The organism is Bacillus sp. AR13-1 (assembly GCF_008042285.1).
Classification (GTDB): domain Bacteria; phylum Bacillota; class Bacilli; order Bacillales; family Bacillaceae_G; genus Bacillus_A; species Bacillus_A mycoides.
The window spans coordinates 38,346-60,480 of record NZ_QNUA01000041.1; the positions used below are offsets into that span (position 1 = coordinate 38,346).

Genomic DNA, 22,135 nt, shown 5'->3' on the forward strand with positions numbered 1-22,135 from the left:
TATACAAAAAATTCTGATTATTTTAAATATTTATTTTCATAAAAAGAAAAAAAGCGGTCAGAAATTGCTTTCCCTCCGCTTTGTTGAATAGCATTTACTTGTAAGCCATCCTCTATATCAAATGGATTTTGAACTTTAAATATTTCCTCCATTATCTTCAAAAACTCTTCTTCATTTTTAGATTCACCGTTAATCGTAAGGGAATATGGCTCAATTTCACTCAATTTATAATCAACAATAAATTGAATTGTAACTTTTTGTCTTGGCATCCCTGGGCTGTATCCTTGAAATTCTACTAATTCCATACCTTCCGAACCACGATAATATATCCACCCTGAATTTTGAAAATAGCTTTCAAACGATTCACCAATCGAAAAGAACGGATATTCATAAAGCGAACTTGTACGTACTTTTTGTATAATATCTCGATCAGTCGGAAAAAAGAAATGACTGAAAAAAATACTAGCAACTGCTAAAATAGTAACGATTGTTGCTCCCATTTTACTCGTTCCACCACTATCATGAATCAGATAATTTTCAACCGATTCATCTTTAATTCCCCGTGCTTTTATTCGATATATACGCCTTTCTGCAAATTGATAATATAATCCATTTGCAAAAATCCCCATCCCAAATAGAATGAAAATGAGTAATAAAAACGTAAGAGGCACCATATTAATGATTGGCAACGCTACGTTGAACCCCATATAATAAGAAAATGCATCACATGCTACTAATAAAAGTATAAATAAAGCAGCAGGTAAATAATACTTACGATATCCAAGCCAACCTACATTGAAAATAGCAGCCAAACCATTCCAGCTCCACCTAGCAATTCGCTTATTCTCAAGCTCCCATTTTCTTTTGTAATATGGATATTGTCTCCCTACATATACTTCTAATTCTTTGTCTATTAGCGAGCTTTCTTCACCTTGTTTATTATGCAAGTTCCGTTGACAATTTGCACAATTCAACTGATCATTAATACAAGGTCGCCCACAATTTATACATTTCAAAACAATCCCTCTTTCCATCCATACTTCATTTTAATATGCCTTCATGCTTCAATAACCACTCTTTCCTCCATAAACCACCTGCATACCCAACAAGTTTTCCACTCTTTCCTATTACACGATGACATGGAACGATAATTGAAATTGGATTCCGGCTATTTGCCCCTCCTATCGCTCGTACAGCTTTCGTATTCCCAACCTTATCTGCAATATCTAAATATGAAGCACTTACGCCATATGGTACGGTGTAAAGTGCTTCCCATACATTCTTTTGGAATGGTGTTCCTTCAGCAGACAATGGAACTGTAAACTCTTTTCTTTTTCCTTCAAAGTATTCATCTAATTCATTTATACATTGTTCAACAAGTTCATTTTTATGTTCTTCTTTTCTTTCTTCAACAAATATAACAGACGTAATCCCTTTCGTATTCGCTGTAATTTCCAGCAAACCTAATTCACTTTCATAATAAGCCTGATACATATGTCATCCTCCAATTCAATTCATATTAGCCATTGTAACACGAATAGACGAAATTTTTCGTATAAGCGTTTTATTAGGGAAACAAAAAAGAGGATGATACAATGTAAGAAAATTCAATCAAGGGGGATATTTGATGGAGCTTCAACTTTTTTCACCTTATACAATTAAGGACGTTACGCTAAAAAACCGTATCGTTATGTCGCCTATGTGTATGTATTCATCAGAGAATGAGGATGGCCGAGTAACCAATTTTCATCTCATTCATTATGGAACCAGGGCTGCTGGCCAAGTAGGCTTAGTTATGATTGAAGCAACAGCTGTGTTACCTGAAGGACGTATTTCTAACAAAGACTTAGGCATTTGGGATGATAATCTAATTGAAGGCTTACATAAGACGACAGCATTTATACATGATAACGGCGCAAAAGCTGCCATTCAACTCGCTCATGCCGGAAGAAAGGCTGAATTAGAAACGGACGCTTTAGCTCCTTCAGCAATTCCGTTTAACGATGGAATGAAAATACCCGTGGAAATGAGTAAGCAACAAATTAAAGACACCGTATTAGCTTTTCAAAAAGCTGCGTTACGTTCAAAACAAGCGGGATTTGACGTTATTGAATTACATGGTGCTCACGGTTATCTTATTAATGAATTTCTTTCTCCGCTTGCAAATAAGCGGACTGATGAATACGGGGGTTCACCTGAAAATCGCTATCGTTTCTTACGCGAAATCATTGACTCTGTAAATGAAGTTTGGAACGGACCGTTATTTGTTCGTATTTCAGCAAATGATTATCATCCTGACGGGTTAACAGTTCAAGATTATGTGCAGTATACAGGATGGATGAAAGAACAAGGGGTAGATTTAATCGATTGTAGCTCTGGTGCAGTTGTCCCAGCTCATATTGATGTATATCCAGGTTATCAAGTGCAATATGCCAAACACATTAAAGAGAATGCTAACATTGCAACAGGTGCAGTTGGATTAATTACGACTGGATTACAAGCGGAGCAAATTTTAAATAATAGCGAAGCAGATTTAATTTTTATCGGACGCGAGTTACTTCGTAATCCATACTTCCCAAGAATAGCCGCCAATGAACTTGGCTTTGAATTAAAAGAACCATATCAATACGGGCGAGCACCCGGGAAATTAAAACTAATAAATAAAACCGAGAAGAATATGTAATACTGAATCTAAAATAATTAAAGATATATAAGATATACTACACGACAACACATGTTGTTTAACAATGTAGTTTTAAGGTGTATCAACACTTTGCTTGATACACCTATTTTTTATGTTTTTTATCACTCATTTATCACTACATTCATTAAGTCAATAAATATGTTATATCCTTTCTTTTAAAACTGCCCTCTTTACTTTAAGTACAATACTTCACAATTTTTTTCACCTAAATAAATTCAATCTCTTAAAAGTGTTATCCATGTAAAAAGATGCCACCTTATTAAAGAAAAGCGCTTTATAGTGGAATAATAAAATAGAGAAATAGAAACAACTTAGGTTATTTCCCTTCAAGTAACGCAACCGTTGTAGCTTAAAAATAAAGTTTGATTAAATTAGCCCTTAAAAAATTGAAATTAATACATAATAAAACAACACTTGAAATTATTCATACTTGCTTTAATTGCAATATACGTTTGGACACAATTTAGACACAAAATATCCAATTCCTTGTACGCTAAGGGATCGGATATTTATTTTACTGTTTTATATAGTGTACAATTTCTCGCTTACGAGGTCTGTGTAGCAACCGAACCAAATCTTACGTTAAGTATTAGTGGACATCAAAAATAGTAATGACTAATCCAGATTAACATCCATCCGATTCACAATTAAATATACCAATATGTTAAATGGCTAAATAATACAAACGGTATGAAGAGAATTTCTACTCTTTTCATACCGTTTTAAATTTATTTATAAGTTTCATACTAAATTCGTGGAAAGATGGCAGCATCGCTTTTATAAACAAGGCTCAAAAGTTACCATACCTGACAACGGAAATATTAATGTAACTCTAGTTCCTTTATTCACTTCAGATTCAATGCCAATTTTCATTCCTAATTTTGAGCACAGTTTTTCGCATAGGTACAAACCCATTCCTGTACTTTTGCTAAATCTCCTTCCATTCTCTCCAGTAAATCCTTTTTCAAAAACTCTATTTATATCTTTAGTTATTATCCCTACTCCATTATCCTCTATAGTTAGTATTACTGAGTTAGCTTTCTTAATTGAGTATATACGTATCATTTGTTCCTTGTTATTTGAGTACTTTATGGAATTTCCTAATATTTGATTAACAATAAATTCAACCCATTTTTTATCACTATATACGATTTCATTAATATTTTTCATATCTAATTTTATTCTCTTATGAATAAAATCTCTATAATTTCTTTTAATTACAGTTCTTACTACATCATCAAGGTTGATTGGTTTTATAATATAGTCCTTACCGGCATTATTGCTTCGAGAATAATACAGCACCTGTTCTACAAACCCTTCGATTCGATCCAATTGTGAGTCTATTTTATTAGTTACTTCATTTTGATTATTTTCAATTATTAGCTTTGTAGAAGCTATCGGCGTCTTAATTTCATGTACCCATGTTTCTATATATTCCCTATAATCCGATTGCATATCGCTATAATATTTTACATTTTCATGCATATCTCTACTTACTTCTTTCAGTATAGCGTTAAGCTTTTCCCCATGTATAAAGTTTGATTCCTTTACTACCTCTGGAAGTAGGTATTTTTTCTCCAAGTTTTCTAATATGCCATTAATCTCATTATAATAATTTTTACATTTTATAAATTCTATAGCCATATATATAATCAATGGAAAAAACCAAATACAAAAGACAAAAAATATTATAATGAACTGAACATTCACAGTCAGCAATATACCTGCTAGTATAATAAATACCAGTACATTAGATAGTATTACTACCATTTTATCTTTAATAAATTCACCTATATTCATGGCATTATATACCCTAAGCTTCTTCTTGTTGCAATTGGATTTTCTATACCTATCTCTTCAAGCTTTTTTCTTAATCTATTTATATTAACAGTTAAGGTGCTATCATCCACAAAATAATCAGATTTCCATAAGGTTTCTATGAGTGAATCTCTTTTTACAATATATCCGCGATTATTTATTAAGCATGAGAGTATTTTAACTTCATTTTTAGTTAACTCTACAGACTTGTCTTGATAAGTAACTGTTGCATTTGAGAGATTTAAATTAAAATCTCTATAAATTAAGATATGATTCGTCTTTAAATCTCCAGATGTCCTTCTTAAAATGTTTGTTACTCTTGCTAATAGTATTTCTGTATTATAAGGCTTTGTTATAAAATCATCTGCTCCTAAATTCATACTTATTAGTTCATCTACATCACTATCTCTGCTTGTAACCATGATGATTGGAACATCTGAAGTTTTACGTATTTCTCTGCATATATAATAGCCATCGAACACAGGAAGATTTATGTCTAGTAATATAAGGTCTACATTCTCACTTTCTATATGTTTGATAATATGATTAAAATCTGTGGGAGCCTTTACTTCATATCCATACTTTATAAAAAAATGTTGTAATTCTTCTCTGATGATTTCATCATCTTCAATCAGAATGATTTTTTTCATGACTTTTCCCTCCTATACAGAATATAAGGCTATTACATCTTGAGAAACAAAGTGTAATAGCCCTAATAAGCATTATAAAATCAAGTATTACTTTTTACAATATTTTTATAACCGACATATGTCGTGTAGAAATATACTACATAAACTACAAGAAATACTAAGCCCGTCATCAATGCTGGTAAAATAATGTCTGTTTGTTGAAATCTGTTAATATAATAATTGACTACATAAATTCCAACTATAGAATGAATTATGGCAAGAAAAACTGGAAGACTAAAGTATACGAAAGTTTGAATGAAAATCGTTTTGTCGATCATTGTTCCGTTTGAACCAATTCTCTTCAAAGATTTATATCGATCTATGCTATCACTGGCTTCTGATAATTGTTGAAGAGCTAATACAGCCATACTCGTTATTAAAAATACAATACCTATATATATCCCAATAAACAGTACGATAGTTTTCAATCCCTTACTTCCTGCACAAACTTCATCCTTTGATTTGCCTGCTATACGATTAATATTTAATTTCGGGCCATTTTCGTCATAAAAGCCCCGTGCAACGTTATCATATTTTTTATTATATTCTTCTCTATTTCCATCTAAATAATTTACATTAAGTACGGATTCAGTAATTTTGTAGCCTGATAAAAACTCATCATTTATAACGATTGTGAAGTAATTAGTTCGCACATCATAAGTGTAAAGATTCTCTTGTATAACTTTAGCGTTTTTTACCAAATATTCTTTTTCTTTAATATTCACCTTATTGCTATTTTTTAATCTTTCATTTGTCGAATTAGCCAACCGGCTTTCATTTGATAAAAGTAAAATTTCATTGTTATTTAAAGTGATTTCCTTTTCACCTTTAAGATTTAAAATTTTATTATAATCAGATACTTTAATGAAATCTATATCGTTATTATAATCTTTACCTTCTGGTACAAAGTCCACCACTTCCATCCCTGTTCGATATACATTATAAGATACATATTTTTCGTTATTACTTATTTTAAAATTAGCTTTATTTAATACTTCTTCTATAGTGTAACTTTCATCCTTATTCTCCAACGTAATACTGGCATCAAATGGTGTTATTTCTTTCGTTGTGGCGTCCATCATTCTGTTAAAGCTGATTCCTGTAGATAAAGCCACCATTGTAAGGAATAACATTAAACAGATTACAGACATGGATATAAAATTTGTATTAACCTTACTATTTATTTGTTTGATGATAAATATATTTAAACCTTTAAAATAGACTTTTTTATTCTTCTTTACAACATATAATATAAATCCAGATAAACTAAAGAAAAACAGCAATGTACCTAATATGCCAAGAATGATTGATACCACGAGCATAGGATTAGTAAAATTCAATCCGATTTTTAGTACAGTCACATATGCATATCCAAGTGATGCTACACACATAATAAATGTGATTACATAGATAAGAGGATTTCTAAATTTTACATCTTCGCTTTTTCTACCTGCTGTTAACAAATCAATTATTTTGTATTTAGAAACAACATATACATTAAATAACATAACAAGTAAAAACATGATTCCAAAGTATAATACGCTTTTACCTATAGCACCTGTTGAAATTGCAAATTTATATTTATTGATGGGCAAGTCAAATAGCTTTAATGCAAATGTAGATAACCCCTGCGATACTCCAATACCTATTATAAGTCCACTCACTAAAGATATAACGCCAACTAGAAATGTCTCTGTTACTAATATTCTGGATATGTTTCTTCTTCCCATACCTAAAGTCATGTATATTCCTAATTCTTTTTTACGTTTTTTAATTAAGAAATTATTTGCATACAATATTAAACCACCTAATATTACGGATACAAATACTGACACATTTGAGATAGCGTTCATTACTGTAGGCACATACTTTCTATCTGAAGCGTTAATTTCCATAAGTGCCTTTTGTGATTCTATTGAGTTAAAGCTATAAAATATACAAACAGCCAGTGTTAGTGTTAAGAAATATATTGCATAATCTTTAAAACTTTTCTTTACATTCCCAATAGCAATCTTAGAGTACATTATTATCGTCACCTCCAAGAAGGGTTATAACTTCGATAATTTTAGTAAAGAATTCTTTTCTGGAATCATTCCCTCTTACCAACTCGATAAATATTTTTCCATCTTTAATAAAAAGAATTCTACGAGCATAGCTTGCTGTAAATGCATCATGAGTAACCATAAGTATTGTAGCTTTTAAATCCTTATTTAGACTTTCAAATCTTTCGAGTAATAATCTAGCTGATTTAGAATCTAACGATCCTGTTGGTTCATCTGCAAGTACTAAAGATGGATCTGTTACGATAGCTCTTGCCGAACCAACCCTTTGTTTTTGTCCGCCTGACATTTGATAAGGGTATTTGCTTAATACTTGTTCAATGTCTAAATATTTTGCAACTGCTTGTATTTTCCCATCAATTTTTGAACTTTTCTCACCTTTTATTGTTAACGCTAGGGCAATATTTTCATAAGCAGTAAGGGTATCTAATAAATTAAAGTCCTGAAATATAAACCCTAATTCATTTTTTCTAAACTTATCTAGTGACTTTGATTTTAACCGAGTAATGTCACTATTATTTATCATTATTTTTCCCGTAGTAACATTATCAATAGTTGATATACAGTTAAGTAATGTAGTTTTGCCACTTCCTGAAGGCCCCATTATCCCAACAAATTCTCCCTCATCTACCTTAAAACTAATATTATCTATAGCCTTTGTTACATTATCTTTATTACCATAATATTTTTCAATTTTTTCTACATTTAATATATTTCGCATTAATACTTCTCCTTTTTCATTATAAAAATTCTTTAACTCTCATTCATTTATGTAATTCATTTTATATAATTTCATTTATAGTATCGATGGAATTACATTTCATTAACATTACATTTTTGTTATATTGAGTGATACCTCTACATGTAAGTTATCAGAAATCACGATGGTATAAGTAAGGATTATTCGATGCCTTACCAAAGAGGCAGATAAATGTAGGGGTATCGGTTCTGGTGCAAAAACGATAAGACTTATGTAATTATAGGTAATAAAAAACTCTAAATTTTCTATGTTACATAGAAAATCTAGAGTTTTCATTCCAAATATTGATTAAACATACTTTATCTACGTTTGGCAAACATATTAGAGAAAGAACTTTACTAATAATAAAATATCATTAATTTTCTCCCAAAAAAACATTTTAGATCAAAGGACCAATTATCCATTTCTAATCTAACCTAATCTTAAAGTTCAAATTTTATTTAGAAACCCCCATCTTTTTTTGCTTTTTAAGCATAATCCCAATCCTAAACCAATTACCGCAACCACAATTGATTATAAGAAAGTGTCATTGTTCCCAGCAATAAAGGCATCTATTGAAATTGTTTTTTTCAGCTTTTGAATCGCATCAGCTGACATTCCGATCATCTCAGATTTATGTTCTTTTAACATTTCTGTACCATGAAACTGTGTACGATTCGATATCAACGTGACAATAAGACTTGAAGTTATTGCTCCAACTGTTTGCCCTAACGTACTGTTCATCGCAGTACCATGTGATACTTCTTCTTGCTTTAATGCATTGAGTGCATTTGTTTGAAGAGACATTTGAACCATCCCCACGCCAATTAAACGAATAGCATACGTTAAACAAATAACCCACGAAGCGGTTTCTAGTCCTAGATTCCCTAAAATTACAGATGCCACAATCATTAAAGGAAAACCGATTAGGATAATTGGACGAATTCCAAAACAATCAAATAACTTACCGTTAATTGGTGCTAATAATCCCATAATCATCGCACCTGGAAGCATAATTAATCCTGATTTTAATGCTGTCATGCCTTGAATGTTCTGCAAAAATAACGGTACAGAAATCATCACCGAATACATTGCAAAGATAGTTGTAATTAGCACGAAAATAGATAATGTATATTTAGGGTTTAGGAAGATCTTAAAGTTTAAAATTGGTTTTTCTAAGAAGTTTTGACGAATGACAAAAGCTGCAATTCCTAAAACCCCTGCAATTAAACTAACAATAACTACTGTGGAATCCAAGCCTTCTTTACCCGTAGCACTAAAATACCCGAACCAGAACAAAAGCATGAATTACTAAACTATCTAGAATGGGCAGAAAAAACGAAGGGATTTTACGGGGAAAAAGGTTTTAATTTGGAAGTAATGAAAATAAAAAAAACCATAAAAATGGTTTAGAGTGTGATTACGAAAAACGAAGGATTACCTCCTTCGAACTAGGTAAAAAAGCAATAGACGCCCTTCTTGCGGAGGGCAAAGAAGTTACCTTGCACAATGTATCTAAAAAGACAAAAGAACTCGATGAACAAGGCCAAGGGATTCATTTTAATACTATAAGAAATCATGAAAAAATCTATGCGTATTATAAAGAAAAGAGTAAGAGTTATAAGAAAAAACAAAAAGAGATCGAAAAGCACCTTCCCTATCGACAAAATGAAAAACATGCTTTTCACGAGTTTGAACAATTAAAGTCTGACAGGAATTTAAAGAATGTTTACAGACAGTATATGCGTCTAACGAAGTCCGAATTAGCAACGCGTTTAATAGAAACTGAGCAGTATATCACGAAAGGAAATCAGGCGTATTTGAAAAGGTTATTTGAGACGTATGAGGGATAAAAGTGGAATAAAATTGTCGTGATAAAAGGAGTGGATTCCCCACTCCTCTTTCATTTTAGTATAAGTGTTAAACAACGTGTATTTACTGTTAATCCAAGCCTAAAACTCTATTTCCTTTGTCTTTCAGTAAAAGTCATTCTTCTCGGTTTTATTTATTCTATCGTTGTAATTTCATTTGAATTATAAATATGAATACCCGATTCTTCACGTAGCGCTGTTATATACATTCCTTTCGCCACATCTTTAGCTGAAATTGGTTTATACTTTTTAAAAGCCCCTTTAAATATAAACGGAAGAATACGAGATAATTTCTCAGCCATTCTTTCCCCAAAACGATATTCTTGTCGATTTCCAACTAATAATGACGGCCTGAAAATATGTATGCCACCAATAACTAGCTTTTTCAGCTCCTCTTCCATTTTCCCCTTCACTTGCGAGTAAAAGAAAAATGATTTAGGTTTTGCTCCCATTGATGAAATAACAAGAAAATTTTGCACGCCTTGTTTTTCAGCTAAGCAGGCAGCTCGTAATGTATATTCATAATCTACTTTTTTAAAATTCGACTTCGACTTCGCTTTTTTTATCGTTGTTCCTAAGCAACTAAAAACATCATCTACTGCAAAAAATTCTTTGTATTCCTCTAATACTGAAAAATCCACCTGTTTCTGTTGCAATTTCTCATGCTGTAATTGTAATGGTTCCCTTACAAAAATAGTAACCGAATCGTAGTAATCTGAGTCAAGTAATAGTCGCGTTATTTCTTGTCCAACTAACCCACTTGCGCCAAGTACTAACGCTGTTCGCTTATTCATATATGTGTATACCTCTTTATTTACTATTCTCTCCTATAGCTAATCGTCGCTAACAGGAGTTTCCGTTCTCCCATTTTACCATAAGTAAAGCACTATGCGTATGCATAGTGCTTTACTTACTCTTTTTTCTCTTCTTTTTCTTCCGCTGGCAATTTTGTAATTGTTGTAGCATCCCCTAAATTACTTATTAGTCTTCTTAAAAAAATTAAAACAAAAGATAATGGCAAAACAACCGCAAGTATTAATAAGATAGCTTCCATGAAGTAACCCAAGCGCTCATCCCCTTTTTTCTGCTCCCTCCCAATATATGAAAGTAACATTGTCACATATGCACCAATCATAAAAATTAATACCTTTCTTTTTGACAGATTTATTACAAAATCAAATCGTAATGATTATTATTTATTGCAACTTTCATAAAGATGTATTATACTAGGTTCGCAAACTAAAACGTAATTATTCCGTTTTGTATTAAAACGATATTTTCTTCTTATATTTGGAGAAAATATAATTGTAAAAAAGAAAAGAGGAGAATTATATGCCTAAAAAATTAGCTCTATTTTCATTTATACTTATTTTCACACTCATCTTTGCTGGATGTTCTAACAACAAAGAAGGTGCAGCGAAAAAAGATGGGAAACTTTCTGTTTATACAACCATTTTCCCACTCGCTGACTTTGCAAAAAAAATCGGTGGTGATTATGTAAATGTAGAAACAATTTACCCACCTGGTGCGGATTCTCATACATTTGAACCAAGTCAAAAGCAGACTGTACAAGTGGCGAAAGCCGATTTATTTGTTTATAACGGCGCAGAATTAGAACCATTTGCCGAAAAAATGGAAAAATCATTAAAAAAAGAAAACGTAAAAATTGTAAATGCATCTAAAGATATCGAACTTCGTGCTTCATCTGAAGAAGAGCAGCACGATCATGGAGACGGTCATAAAGAAGATGAACATCATCACGATAAAGACCCACACGTTTGGATAGATCCTACTCTTGCGATGAAACAAGCAGAAAAAATTAAAAATGCACTTGTAGAATTACAGCCTGAACATAAAAAAGAGTTCGAAAAAAACTTTGCAGCACTACAAACAAAATTCACTGATTTAGATGATCAATTTAAAGCAGTTGTTGCAAATGCAAAAACGAAAGAAATATTAGTTTCACACGCAGCTTACGGCTACTGGGAACAACGATACGGTTTGAAACAAATTCCAATCGCTGGAATTTCAGCATCTGATGAACCATCTCAAAAACAGCTTGCTGACATTACAAAAACAGTAAAAGAGCACGGTCTACAATATATTTTATTTGAAACATTCTCTACTCCAAAAGTAGCATCAGTTATTCAAAAAGAAACAGGTACAAAAATTTTACGCTTAAATCACCTTGCTACTATTTCTGAGGATGATGCAAAGAACAATAAAGATTACTTCACATTAATGGAAGAAAACGTAAATACTTTAAAAGAAGCAACAAACTAATCAACTATATTTTCTAGGCAGCTGAATATGTCATTCAGCTGCCTTTTTATGTATTTATCCTTGACTTGATCGAAATAACAAGTAGAATTATCCATATTAGCTTGTAAGCTATACTAATTTAGAAGGTGAGTTGGAACTATGAATCTTCACATTTGTGAAGTAACAGCAAATAATTGGCGTTCAGTTGCTGCTTTAGACGTAGCAAAAGACCAGCAGCAGTTTATTGAAAGCAATGCGTTTTCTTTAGCGGAATCATTATATGAAGAAAACGGAACGTCAGTAGGCTTATATGACAAAGAAACACTCGTTGGATACGCAATGTACGGTTGGTATTCCCAAAAACATGAAAGTGTATGGTTAGATCGTTTTATGATTGACCAACAATTTCAAGGAAAAGGATACGCAAAACGTTTCCTTCGCATACTCATTCAATTCTTACAAGAAAAATTTGAATGTAAAATAATTTATTTAAGTTTACATCCTGACAACAAACTCGCAATGGGACTATATGAATCATTTGGCTTCCGTTTAAATGGTGATATTGATGACGAAGGCCCAGTTGTAGGTGTTGTAATGGAATTACTAATAGATGAAAATACAAGTCTGTGAAAACAGGCTTTTTATTATGCATTTATCAATGTTATGTTTTCTATTTTTAGTTTCGTTCCCTTATTACTTCATTTTTGTAATCTAGTATTATCTCATTAAAATGCTCATAAAAAATAAGCCTGCGATTTACGCAGACTTATTTCACACATTCTTCAAAATGTTCTTGGAACCATTCTTTATTAATATCTCTTCCGATGAAAACTACTTCACTTACTCGCTCTTCGCCCTCTTGCCACTCTCTATCATACGAAGCAGCAAATAACGTATGCACACCTTGGAAAACAATACGTTTATCTACCCCATCAATAGATAAAATTCCTTTGTAGCGATATAAATGCTCCCCTAGTTCCTGAACGACAGCTGACATCCATTCATTCAATTTTTGTAAATCTAACGGACGTTCTTCACGTAGTACAAACGATTTTACACCTTCTAGATGGTTATGTTCTGTATGAGGGTAAATTTGCAGCGTATCTTTCGTTTTAAACGTTTGAATTTGTAATAACGATGGAATATCTACCTCACAGTTAGTCGTCTCGATTAATTTTGCAGTTGGATTAATTCCTTGCAGTTCATGTACGAGACTTTCTTTCTCATTTTCTTCAATTAAATCTAATTTATTTACTAACACAACATCAGCAAAGGCAATTTGTTCTTTTGCTTCTAGTCCCTTTTCAAAATGTTTATGTATATGATAGCTATCTACAACTGTTACAACACCGTTAATTTGGTATGCAAATTGAATAACTGGATCTAAAAAGAAAGTTTGAATAATCGGACCTGGATTTGCAAGACCTGTTGTTTCAATTACTAATCCATCAAAGTCCATTTTCCCTTCTGCTTTCACATCCAGTAATTGTTTTAAAGCAACAAGTAAATCTTCACGCACAGTACAGCATAAACAACCGTTTGTCATTTCCATAATTTCTTCTTCAACGTTCATAATTAATTGATTATCGATACCAATTTGCCCTATTTCATTTACAATCACTGCTAATTTCTTGCCGTGATCCTCTGATAAAATTCGATTTAATAATGTCGTTTTCCCTGATCCAAGAAAACCAGTTAGTATTGTTACTGGAATCATTCCTTACATCTCCTTATAGCTATATGTTTCTACATTATAGCATATAGAGAAAAACGTTTTTGTAGCAAAACATATTTATTGTATGTACAACCGGGTAACTATATAATAATATGTAGCAAGAAAGCCTTTTCAAAAATATTATCATTCATCAAGGGGGTACTTATAATGGAACGAGTTCAAATGGCCGAAACACTAGAATTTTCTCGTATTATTCAAGGGTTCTGGCGTTTAGCAGAATGGAATATGACAAAGCAAGAGTTACTTTCTTTTATTGAAGACTGTATGGATTTGGGGATTACTACTTTCGATCACGCTGATATTTATGGCGGATATACATGTGAAGGATTGTTTGGAGAAGCGTTACAACTAAAGCCTTCCTTACGCGAAAATATGCAAATCATCACTAAATGTGGAATCGCTCCCCCATCCCCTAAATTTCCAGAGCGATATGTTGCTCACTACAATACGAGTGCTGAACATATAATAAAAAGCGCGGAGGATTCATTACAAAACTTACATACAGATTATATTGATGTATTGCTCATTCATCGTCCTGATCCATTCACGGACCCAAATGAAGTGGCAGAAGCGTTCTCACGCTTAAAGCAAGAAGGAAAGGTTCGTCACTTCGGTGTATCTAACTTTTTACCTTCACAATTTAATATGTTAAGTTCGTATTTAGATTTCCCGCTCATTACAAATCAAATTGAAGTATCTGCGATGCAGCTTGAGCATTTTGAAAAAGGTACGATTGATTTATGCCAAGAAAAACGAATTAATCCAATGATTTGGTCACCTCTTGCTGGTGGTGAAATCTTTACTGGTCAATCAGAACGTGCCATACGTGTACGTGAAACTTTACAAAAAGTTGCTACTGAACTAGGTGTTACTAGCATCGATACTGTTATGTATGCATGGTTACTCGCTCATCCAGCTAACATGATGCCAATCGTTGGCTCTGGTAAATTAGATCGTGTGAAAACAGCCGCTCTTGCTACAAAAGTTAACTTAGACCGCCAACAATGGTTTACAATTTTCGAAAGCTCTAATGGACATCCTGTACCATAATAAACAAAAAGAAGAGCTGTTTCTTTACAGCTCTTCTTTTTCATATGTATTTCTCGTCATTGCAAATACACACATATCCCTTAATCCATTTCCATCCACCGTAACACTCGCGCTTTCTAAAGTACCCTCTAATTTAAAGCCTAATTTCTCTGGTATCGCTCTACTCTTCTTATTTAGAGAATCACAACGAATTTCTACGCGGTTTGCTTTCAATTCAGTGAAAGCATAATCTGTTATACCTTTTGCAGCCTCTACCATATAGCCCTTTCCACTAAACCTTGAATCAATCCAATACCCGATTTCAAATTGAGGTATATCCCAATTAATACGATGTAATCCGGCAGATGCAATAAATTCACCTGTTTCGTTCGAAAAAACTAGTAATCTCAAATCCTCACGCTGCAAAAATTGAATATGCGATTTTCTAATACTCTCTTCTATTTCTTCCTCTGTTTGCTCTTTTTGTGCAAAGACCATCCAAGGTTTTAATTCTTGTATTGAAGCTTGAATTGCGTCATATACAACTTTACCATCACCTGGTTTTGGCATTCGAATAAAAAGCCTGTCAGTATAAAATTCAGAAGGAAAATCGAATAATAACGGATTCACTGTAAACACTCCCTATAATTCTTTTATATATAATAATATCCATCTCAAGTTATACAGTAAAGAAATTTCTGAATTTTAAACTTTTTGATCATTCACTTCCATCGCTACACGAACTCCAGATTCAATCGCACCTTGAATCCATCCGTGATACAGCGTTGTATGATCACCAGCAAAATATATTCTCCCCTCAGGTTTTACAATGACTGGCTGTAATTCTGATTCTTGGCCAGCTTGAAATAGTGCAAACCCTCCAAGCGCATATGGATCTAATGTCCAACTCTTTGATATTCCAGACATGAACTCATCATATACTTGACCACCTAATATTGTTGCTAAATTTTGTAGTGTGTAATAGATACGATCCCCCTTTGATAACCCATCCCATAACAACGCATCATAAGACCATGTATAGCTTCCTAACATCATAGCAGGCCCTTTCTCTCCGATTCCATGGCTTGGATAATACGCATAACGTATAGGAAGATCTGTTATAATTCTCCCACCTAATTGCCCTTGTTCCTCCCAAAAACGACTTTTAAATTGAATTCCTATTTTTGTAGCTGGCATATAATGCAATTCGCGAATTGTTTTCCACTTCGCATGAGATATCGAATCAAATGGATCTACTTCTACAAATCGCATTGTTGAAAAAGGAATTGTAACAATAACTAAATCCCCTGTAATACTACTATATTCAAAAGTTTCCTCGTTCCGGTAATAGGCTGTTACACTATTGGCTTGTTGATGAAGCTTCATTAATTTTTGATTATATATAATATTTCCTTCTAATTGTGGTAAAAAAGACTTTGGTAATCTATCATTCCCACCTATTATTTCGCAAAATCCGCTCTCCTCTTGCATAATATATAAAAAACGTAACGTCTCAACGAATGACCTTTCTAAAAAACCTTCTAAATCTAATAGAACACCTATCATCTCAATCGTTACTGGCGAAAAATACGTATTATATTGATAAGGATGATATTTTAAAAATTGACCTGTAGAATATTTCCCAAAATCCTTTACTACAATATCCCAATTTTTCTCTGGGTTCTTTTTTATAAAATTTATAATGGGCTGTACCGCTAACATTAATAGTTCCTCAGACGTTTTCCCAACTTCATTCATTTCCACAGGATATCTTAAAATACTTGGATCTTTTTCGTATTGTTTTAATGTCGTTTCCCGACCATTTACGTATATAATATCTGTCTCATTCCTATTAATAAAAGGGCTCACCTGTAGCCCAAACTTTCTTATATATGCCATCGTTAATGTATGCGAATACGGAATTCTCATCGCTCCAACATCTAAATATAATCCGGTATCTTCCATCCTAACTGTCTCTATGCGGCCACCTACACGGTTGTTCGCTTCAAAAACCTTCACTTCATGCCCTGCTGCTTTTAATAAAGATGCCGAAACTAATCCAGCCATACCAGCCCCTACTACAATGATTTGTTTCGGACGTGTCGTCTTCTTTAATCCCTTATTTATAACTTTTAACGTTTCATCCATCTCATTGTTAAACATTATATCTTTCTGCACAATCCCACCCCTTACTTCATGAAATACAAATTAGTGGTTTAGTGCATTTTATTCATAAATTCACTTAAACATAACACCACCACAATTTGAAAATTCACTAAAAATACATAAGGTGCAGCTCTCCCCCTTCCACATGCTTCATATGATAAACATACAGATAGTAACTGTATGGAAAGGGTGGATACACATGAAACGTACTTACGATTATCAGGCTACAAAAAAACATTTAGAATTAAAGAAACAGCAGTTATGTAAAAAACTCACTAGCGTTAAACTAACTGAAGAAGAACGCAAGCAAATACATTTAGAAATTGATAACTACGAATATATATTAAACTTAGTCGAAATGAATCATTATGAACGAGGGTTTTCTCATTAAAAGCGGATAAAAAATTATTCACTTTTCCTTTTGAGCATTTCATTACGCATTTTTCGTAAGTAAATATATAATAGGATGTACATTAAGATTGAGAGGTATATTCTATGATCAAATTAAGTGTATTAGACCAATCACCTATTTCAGATGGTAGCACAGCAGCCCAAGCTATTTCGCATACAGTTACGCTTGCACAAGAAGTTGAGAAACTCGGATTCACACGTTTTTGGGTATCCGAGCACCATAATTCAGTTAGCTTAGCTGGTTCAAGTCCAGAAATACTCATTTCACATATTGCCGCGAAAACTGACCGTATTAGAGTTGGTTCTGGTGGTGTTATGCTGCCACATTATAGTCCATATAAAGTTGCCGAGAATTTCCGCGTTTTAGAAGCACTTTATAAGGGCCGCATCGACCTTGGTGTCGGGAGAGCGCCTGGTGGTATGCCGATAGCAACTCGCGCACTTCAAGAAGGTAAAATGGTCTCACTTGATCAATATCCAGAACAAATTGCAGATGTTGCTATGTACTTACATGATCAAGTACCAGAAAACCATCATTATGCAAACTTAAAGGCTACTCCAGTTATCCCAACATCTCCTGAAATGTGGATGCTCGGTTCTAGCGGAGAAAGTGCAATGATTGCCGCAAAGCAAGGCGCTTCTTTTGCATTTGCACAGTTCATTAACGGATACGGTGGCCCTGAAGTAATGAAGGCTTACCAAGAACAATTCCAACCTTCCTATTTAGGTGATAAACCAAAATCAATCGTATCTATTTTTGTTATTTGCGGAGAAACAAATGAAGAAGCGGAGAAGATTGCATCAAGCCTTGATTTATCGATTTTACTATTAGAACAAGGAAAACGGACTACTGGTACTCCTTCTATTGAAACTGCTCAAAATTATTCGTATAGTGCTTATGATCTATTCCGCATAAAAGAAAATCGTCAACGTATGATTGTCGGTGATCCGTCTTCTGTGAAAGAAAAAATATTAAACTTAAGCAAAGCGTATAATACTGACGAATTTATGATTGTCACGATTACTCATCAATTTGAACATAAATTAAACTCTTATCGCCTATTGGCAGATGCTTTTAATTTATAATAACGAAAAGGAGATGCATCACATATGATGCATCTCCTTTTCTTACTACCAATCAATTGTTTTTGCTTCCTATATATTCAATAGCTTCTTTTAATAACTCATCAAAATTATGAGGATAATCATGATTTAAGTTAGGCACAACTTTATACTTATGTTCTATATTTTTATCCTTTAATAACGTTACAAATTGCTGTGTACCTTCAAAACAATCTTCATCTTGATCCCCACATATTATATATCCTTTTATGCTTTTATCATGCAATATTCCAATCATCTCTTCCCATTCTTCCATTTCTGGAAGCCACGGTGCCACAAAAATAAAACCGTTCACTTCTATTTCACCTTGTAACATGGAATGTAACGCTACTCTTGCCCCAGCAGAAAAGCCACCAATAATAATATTCCCAAATGTTTTATTCACTTTAATCTTATTGTAATGTCCTTTTAACTCTTCTCTTCCTCTTTCGATATTATCCCAAACATATCCATCTGAAAATTGAATTTGGGAAGATTGAGGCAATGCTAGCATAAAACCTTGTTCCATTACAGAGTTCCAATATGGTTCTATTATTTGTATATTTTCTTGATCCCCATGCAGTGTTATTAGTAGATTTTCAGTTTGTTTGCTGTATTTATATTTCACGTCTGCTTGTTCCGATTTCTTTGCTAATTCTTCTCTTTCTTTACATAATTGAACCATTCTATGAAACTCTTCAAATTTATGTAGTGGTTTTAAATCATCATCGGAAATTAAATACTCACTTCCGTACCAAAATCCATTTTCTATAATTGCTTTCTTCATTAAATGCAACGCTTCTTCTTCAAGTCCTGCTGCACTTGCTAATGCATATTTAAAATTATATATTTGTGCTTCATTACCCATTACATCTTTAGCATTATGCATTATATAAGAATACGCTTCAAAACTTCCTTTATTTGCATAACAATGTAACGTTTCATTTAATAACTTAATATAAGTCATATTATTTTCCATATAGGAATTCCCCCGTAACCTTTTATAATAATTGCTTCTCCAATCTTCCTATCATTTTAGGGTCACGGTATAAGTAGTTAAATTCTACAATTCAACTTAATAATACCTGATTCTCAGAATGATATTTAATAGTTAATGTATGTATACGCATAATACACCACTCCTTCCTATCCACTAGTTGTAGTATAAAGTTAAATAAACTGAAAAATCAATATTTTAATAAAAAAAAGACAACAATTATATTATTGTTGTTCTCATAACATCTGCCCACTATTCTTTTTTTTCTTATCTGGTTTACTTGAAACTAAATAATGCTTTTCTGAAATATATAAGTTTCTTTTTAATATACGATTTAAATATGGTCCTAGCTTCACTCCGCATATGAGGCGATCTTCGCTATCTTCAACAATTGGGAACATTTCTTTTTCTGTTACATATTGATCTACGGCCTTTTGTACGATATCAATTTCTTTAACTAGGTTTAAATTTTCTTCTGTATGTTCAAATACTTCAAGCGTTTCCTTCGTTATCAGAAAAAAATTTGTTGGAAATGCAGGTAAATAGGGCTTTAACAAATCATAATTTACTGTGTAATCATCATTTACTAAAACGGTATAAACGATATTAGCATTCGTTTCTAGAAACTTCGCCATCGCTTGTTCTAATTCATCTTTCGTAATTTCCCTATCTTCTTTTCCAGTTCTGAAAAAGCGAAACATTGTATCGCCTCCTTTTTACTATATTATAGCATAAAAGAAAACTGAAAAATTATAAAAAACTCTATTGAAAGAATTTTTCAATAGAGTTTTTCTTTAATCCATTTATGTTTATTTTAAGAATGCACTTAACATCCATACGTGTTGTTCTAATGTCGTATGAATTGCTAATAGCATATCAGCCGATGTTTCATCATCAGCTTCATCAGCTACTTCCATACCTTCTTTTAATTCTTGAATAAGTGCAGAAAAATCGTTTACTAAAATTTGCACCATTTCTTCTGCAGACTCTTTGCTTGTCCCTTCGATTACAGTTGAAGTTGCTAAATACTCTTTCATTGTCGCTAACGGTTTTCCTTCTAACGCTAAAATACGCTCTGCTAACTCATCAATGTATGTTCCTGCTTCATTATAAAACTCTTCAAATTTCTCATGTAATGTAAAGAAGTGCGGTCCTGTCACATACCAATGATAATTATGCAGTTTGACATATAATACATTCCAGTTTGCTACCTGCTTGTTTAATACTTCAACAACATTCGTTTTCGTACTCATACAATCCACTCCTCTTATCATGTTACTATCTTTTAATGACCTAACTTCATTTTACCATACATTCCCTATTCTTTTGAATGAACAGCTTATATGTAACAAAGTTTTAACAACCTTAATATTTCCCTAATATCATATAATTCATGTATCCTTTCAACTACTTCATATGTCTAATTGTCCAAGCTCACACATATGCATAATAGTAAGTCAAGCTCATCATAGAAGAAAGAGGGATAACATGGACAATCAACAATGGCAAGTAGCAAAGAAAGTCGCTGCTACTTATATCGGAACTGTCGTTGGAGCTGGATTTGCTACTGGGCGCGAAATTGTTGAATTTTTTACAGTTAACGGATTTTACGGAACCATTGGCATATGTATAAGTGGATTTTTTTTTATTTGGCTCGGCACAAAGATGATGTTACTTTCATCACAAATAGGGGCATTCTCAGCTCAAGAATTCAACAAATATTTATTTGGGGATGTATTTGGAAATGTCGTAAACACATTACTATTACTCGTATTATTTGGTGTAACGAGCGTTATGTTATCAGGAGCCGGTGCAGTATTTGAAGAACAACTCCGCCTCCCGAGACAACTTGGTATTTTCATCACGGTCATCGCCTGTCTCATTATTGGGAGCCGGGGATTACAAGGTGTTTTTGAAGTAAATACGCTTGTCGTACCTATTATGATGATCTTTATTATCGGACTCGCTATTACAACCTTTTTCCATAGTACAACACCTATTAGTAATACTATTCCTGCAGAGAGCTGGAATATGAAGTGGATTACTAGCCCTATTACATATGTCGCTTTAAATCTTTCGCTCGCCCAAAGCGTTCTCGTCCCGTTAGCCAGTGAAGTAAAAGATCGAAAAGCCATTTTGTGGGGTGGAATTTTAGGTGGTGCAGGACTTTCTTTAATTTTATTATGCAGCCATTTAGCTATCTTATCAGTCGACCAATTTTATCAATACAATATCCCAATGGCTGAAGTCATAAGAAGATTTAATGCAACTTTTCACTTTTTCTTTGTTCTTATTATTTTCGGTGAAGTGTTCACAACTTTAGTTGGTAATGTGTTCGGGATGACAAAACAAATGCAATCCATTACCGGATGGAAAAGTAATAACATTATTTACTTCATATTACTAATTAGTTATTGCTTTAGTTTCATTGGATATAGTGAATTACTTCATATTCTATACCCTATTATCGGTTGGGTGAGCATCATTTTACTACCGATTATTGCCTTTAAACAACTTCAAAAAACATAAAAAAACATCCGTGTATACGGATGT

Annotated in this window: 23 protein-coding genes; 8 read left to right on the plus strand and 15 right to left on the minus strand. The window is 33.0% G+C overall.

Annotated elements, in window-relative coordinates:
* Positions 1-17 precede the first annotated feature (17 nt).
* Complete coding sequence (locus DN408_RS25625; RefSeq protein WP_078178631.1) at positions 18-1,016, minus strand: DUF2628 domain-containing protein; 999 nt, start codon at positions 1,014-1,016, stop codon at positions 18-20.
* A gap of 25 nt (positions 1,017-1,041) precedes the next feature.
* Positions 1,042-1,494, minus strand: a complete 453-nt coding sequence (locus DN408_RS25630) for a methylated-DNA--[protein]-cysteine S-methyltransferase (protein ID WP_002031467.1) — start codon at positions 1,492-1,494, stop codon at positions 1,042-1,044.
* 133 nt (positions 1,495-1,627) lie between these two features.
* On the opposite strand from DN408_RS25630, the gene namA reads away from it, so the two are divergent.
* On the plus strand, positions 1,628-2,683 hold the full coding sequence (gene namA / locus DN408_RS25635; RefSeq protein ID WP_078178632.1) for an NADPH dehydrogenase NamA: 1,056 nt from the start codon (positions 1,628-1,630) through the stop codon (positions 2,681-2,683).
* Positions 2,684-3,481: 798 nt separating this feature from the next.
* On the opposite strand, the gene DN408_RS25640 is transcribed toward namA, so the two are convergent.
* From DN408_RS25640 to DN408_RS25660, 5 genes are all read right to left on the minus strand, one after another.
* The gene (locus DN408_RS25640) at positions 3,482-4,504 is read right to left on the minus strand and encodes a sensor histidine kinase (protein ID WP_078178633.1); all 1,023 of its coding nucleotides are present in this window, start codon (positions 4,502-4,504) and stop codon (positions 3,482-3,484) included.
* Positions 4,501-5,172 (minus strand): response regulator transcription factor, encoded by a 672-nt coding sequence (locus DN408_RS25645; protein ID WP_000720526.1) that lies wholly within the window; start codon positions 5,170-5,172, stop codon positions 4,501-4,503. The genes DN408_RS25640 and DN408_RS25645 overlap by 4 nt, the downstream gene beginning before the upstream one ends.
* An 80-nt stretch (positions 5,173-5,252) precedes the next feature.
* Positions 5,253-7,235: an FtsX-like permease family protein gene (locus DN408_RS25650; RefSeq protein WP_033730279.1), complete on the minus strand. Its 1,983-nt coding sequence runs from the start codon at positions 7,233-7,235 to the stop codon at positions 5,253-5,255.
* Positions 7,225-7,992 (minus strand): ABC transporter ATP-binding protein, encoded by a 768-nt coding sequence (locus tag DN408_RS25655; RefSeq protein ID WP_001244390.1) that lies wholly within the window; start codon positions 7,990-7,992, stop codon positions 7,225-7,227. The genes DN408_RS25650 and DN408_RS25655 overlap by 11 nt, the downstream gene beginning before the upstream one ends.
* Positions 7,993-8,544: 552 nt before the next feature.
* Positions 8,545-9,267 carry an MFS transporter gene (locus DN408_RS25660; protein ID WP_235712300.1) on the minus strand — a complete coding sequence of 241 codons (723 nt, stop codon included), beginning with the start codon at positions 9,265-9,267 and terminating at the stop codon, positions 8,545-8,547.
* Positions 9,268-9,512: 245 nt separating this feature from the next.
* Here DN408_RS25660 and DN408_RS25665 point away from each other — a divergent pair, with 245 nt between their 5' ends.
* Entirely contained in the window at positions 9,513-9,863 is a 351-nt protein-coding gene (locus tag DN408_RS25665) for a hypothetical protein (RefSeq protein WP_003188779.1), read from the plus strand.
* Positions 9,864-10,015: 152 nt separating this feature from the next.
* On the opposite strand, the gene DN408_RS25670 is transcribed toward DN408_RS25665, so the two are convergent.
* Both DN408_RS25670 and DN408_RS25675 read right to left on the minus strand, forming a co-directional pair.
* Positions 10,016-10,675 (minus strand): oxidoreductase, encoded by a 660-nt coding sequence (locus DN408_RS25670; RefSeq protein WP_003188777.1) that lies wholly within the window; start codon positions 10,673-10,675, stop codon positions 10,016-10,018.
* A 116-nt stretch (positions 10,676-10,791) separates the two neighbouring features.
* On the minus strand, positions 10,792-11,016 hold the full coding sequence (locus tag DN408_RS25675) for a hypothetical protein (protein ID WP_002012427.1): 225 nt from the start codon (positions 11,014-11,016) through the stop codon (positions 10,792-10,794).
* A 197-nt stretch (positions 11,017-11,213) separates the two neighbouring features.
* Between DN408_RS25675 and DN408_RS25680 the strand changes: the two genes are divergently transcribed.
* Complete coding sequence (locus DN408_RS25680) at positions 11,214-12,164, plus strand: metal ABC transporter substrate-binding protein (protein ID WP_002126988.1); 951 nt, start codon at positions 11,214-11,216, stop codon at positions 12,162-12,164.
* A gap of 138 nt (positions 12,165-12,302) precedes the next feature.
* The gene (locus DN408_RS25685) at positions 12,303-12,773 is read left to right on the plus strand and encodes a GNAT family N-acetyltransferase (protein WP_078179218.1); all 471 of its coding nucleotides are present in this window, start codon (positions 12,303-12,305) and stop codon (positions 12,771-12,773) included.
* A gap of 136 nt (positions 12,774-12,909) precedes the next feature.
* On the opposite strand, the gene DN408_RS25690 is transcribed toward DN408_RS25685, so the two are convergent.
* Positions 12,910-13,860: a CobW family GTP-binding protein gene (locus DN408_RS25690; RefSeq protein WP_078179217.1), complete on the minus strand. Its 951-nt coding sequence runs from the start codon at positions 13,858-13,860 to the stop codon at positions 12,910-12,912.
* 165 nt (positions 13,861-14,025) lie between these two features.
* On the opposite strand from DN408_RS25690, the gene DN408_RS25695 reads away from it, so the two are divergent.
* Entirely contained in the window at positions 14,026-14,928 is a 903-nt protein-coding gene (locus tag DN408_RS25695) for an aldo/keto reductase (RefSeq protein ID WP_002064972.1), read from the plus strand.
* Between the two features lie 24 nt (positions 14,929-14,952).
* On the opposite strand, the gene DN408_RS25700 is transcribed toward DN408_RS25695, so the two are convergent.
* Positions 14,953-15,537: a GNAT family N-acetyltransferase gene (locus DN408_RS25700; RefSeq protein WP_147740435.1), complete on the minus strand. Its 585-nt coding sequence runs from the start codon at positions 15,535-15,537 to the stop codon at positions 14,953-14,955.
* 75 nt (positions 15,538-15,612) lie between these two features.
* Positions 15,613-17,085, minus strand: a complete 1,473-nt coding sequence (locus DN408_RS25705; protein ID WP_033730283.1) for a flavin monoamine oxidase family protein — start codon at positions 17,083-17,085, stop codon at positions 15,613-15,615.
* A 187-nt stretch (positions 17,086-17,272) separates the two neighbouring features.
* Here DN408_RS25705 and DN408_RS25710 point away from each other — a divergent pair, with 187 nt between their 5' ends.
* Together DN408_RS25710 and DN408_RS25715 are read left to right on the plus strand one after the other, a co-directional pair.
* Entirely contained in the window at positions 17,273-17,464 is a 192-nt protein-coding gene (locus DN408_RS25710; RefSeq protein WP_002012420.1) for a DUF3896 family protein, read from the plus strand.
* 104 nt (positions 17,465-17,568) lie between these two features.
* On the plus strand, positions 17,569-18,570 hold the full coding sequence (locus DN408_RS25715) for an LLM class flavin-dependent oxidoreductase (RefSeq protein ID WP_002012419.1): 1,002 nt from the start codon (positions 17,569-17,571) through the stop codon (positions 18,568-18,570).
* A 52-nt stretch (positions 18,571-18,622) separates the two neighbouring features.
* Here the strand turns inward: DN408_RS25715 and DN408_RS25720 are convergent, their stop codons facing one another.
* The 3 genes from DN408_RS25720 to DN408_RS25730 all read right to left on the minus strand — a co-directional run bounded on the left by DN408_RS25720 (position 18,623) and on the right by DN408_RS25730 (position 20,835).
* Complete coding sequence (locus tag DN408_RS25720) at positions 18,623-19,564, minus strand: alpha/beta hydrolase (RefSeq protein ID WP_033730285.1); 942 nt, start codon at positions 19,562-19,564, stop codon at positions 18,623-18,625.
* Positions 19,565-19,818: 254 nt separating this feature from the next.
* Entirely contained in the window at positions 19,819-20,283 is a 465-nt protein-coding gene (locus tag DN408_RS25725; RefSeq protein WP_000488199.1) for a DUF3939 domain-containing protein, read from the minus strand.
* A 108-nt stretch (positions 20,284-20,391) separates the two neighbouring features.
* Positions 20,392-20,835, minus strand: a complete 444-nt coding sequence (locus DN408_RS25730; RefSeq protein ID WP_002012416.1) for a Dps family protein — start codon at positions 20,833-20,835, stop codon at positions 20,392-20,394.
* 235 nt (positions 20,836-21,070) lie between these two features.
* Here DN408_RS25730 and DN408_RS25735 point away from each other — a divergent pair, with 235 nt between their 5' ends.
* Complete coding sequence (locus DN408_RS25735) at positions 21,071-22,111, plus strand: YkvI family membrane protein (protein ID WP_002064968.1); 1,041 nt, start codon at positions 21,071-21,073, stop codon at positions 22,109-22,111.
* The last annotated feature ends 24 nt before the right edge of the window (positions 22,112-22,135 follow it).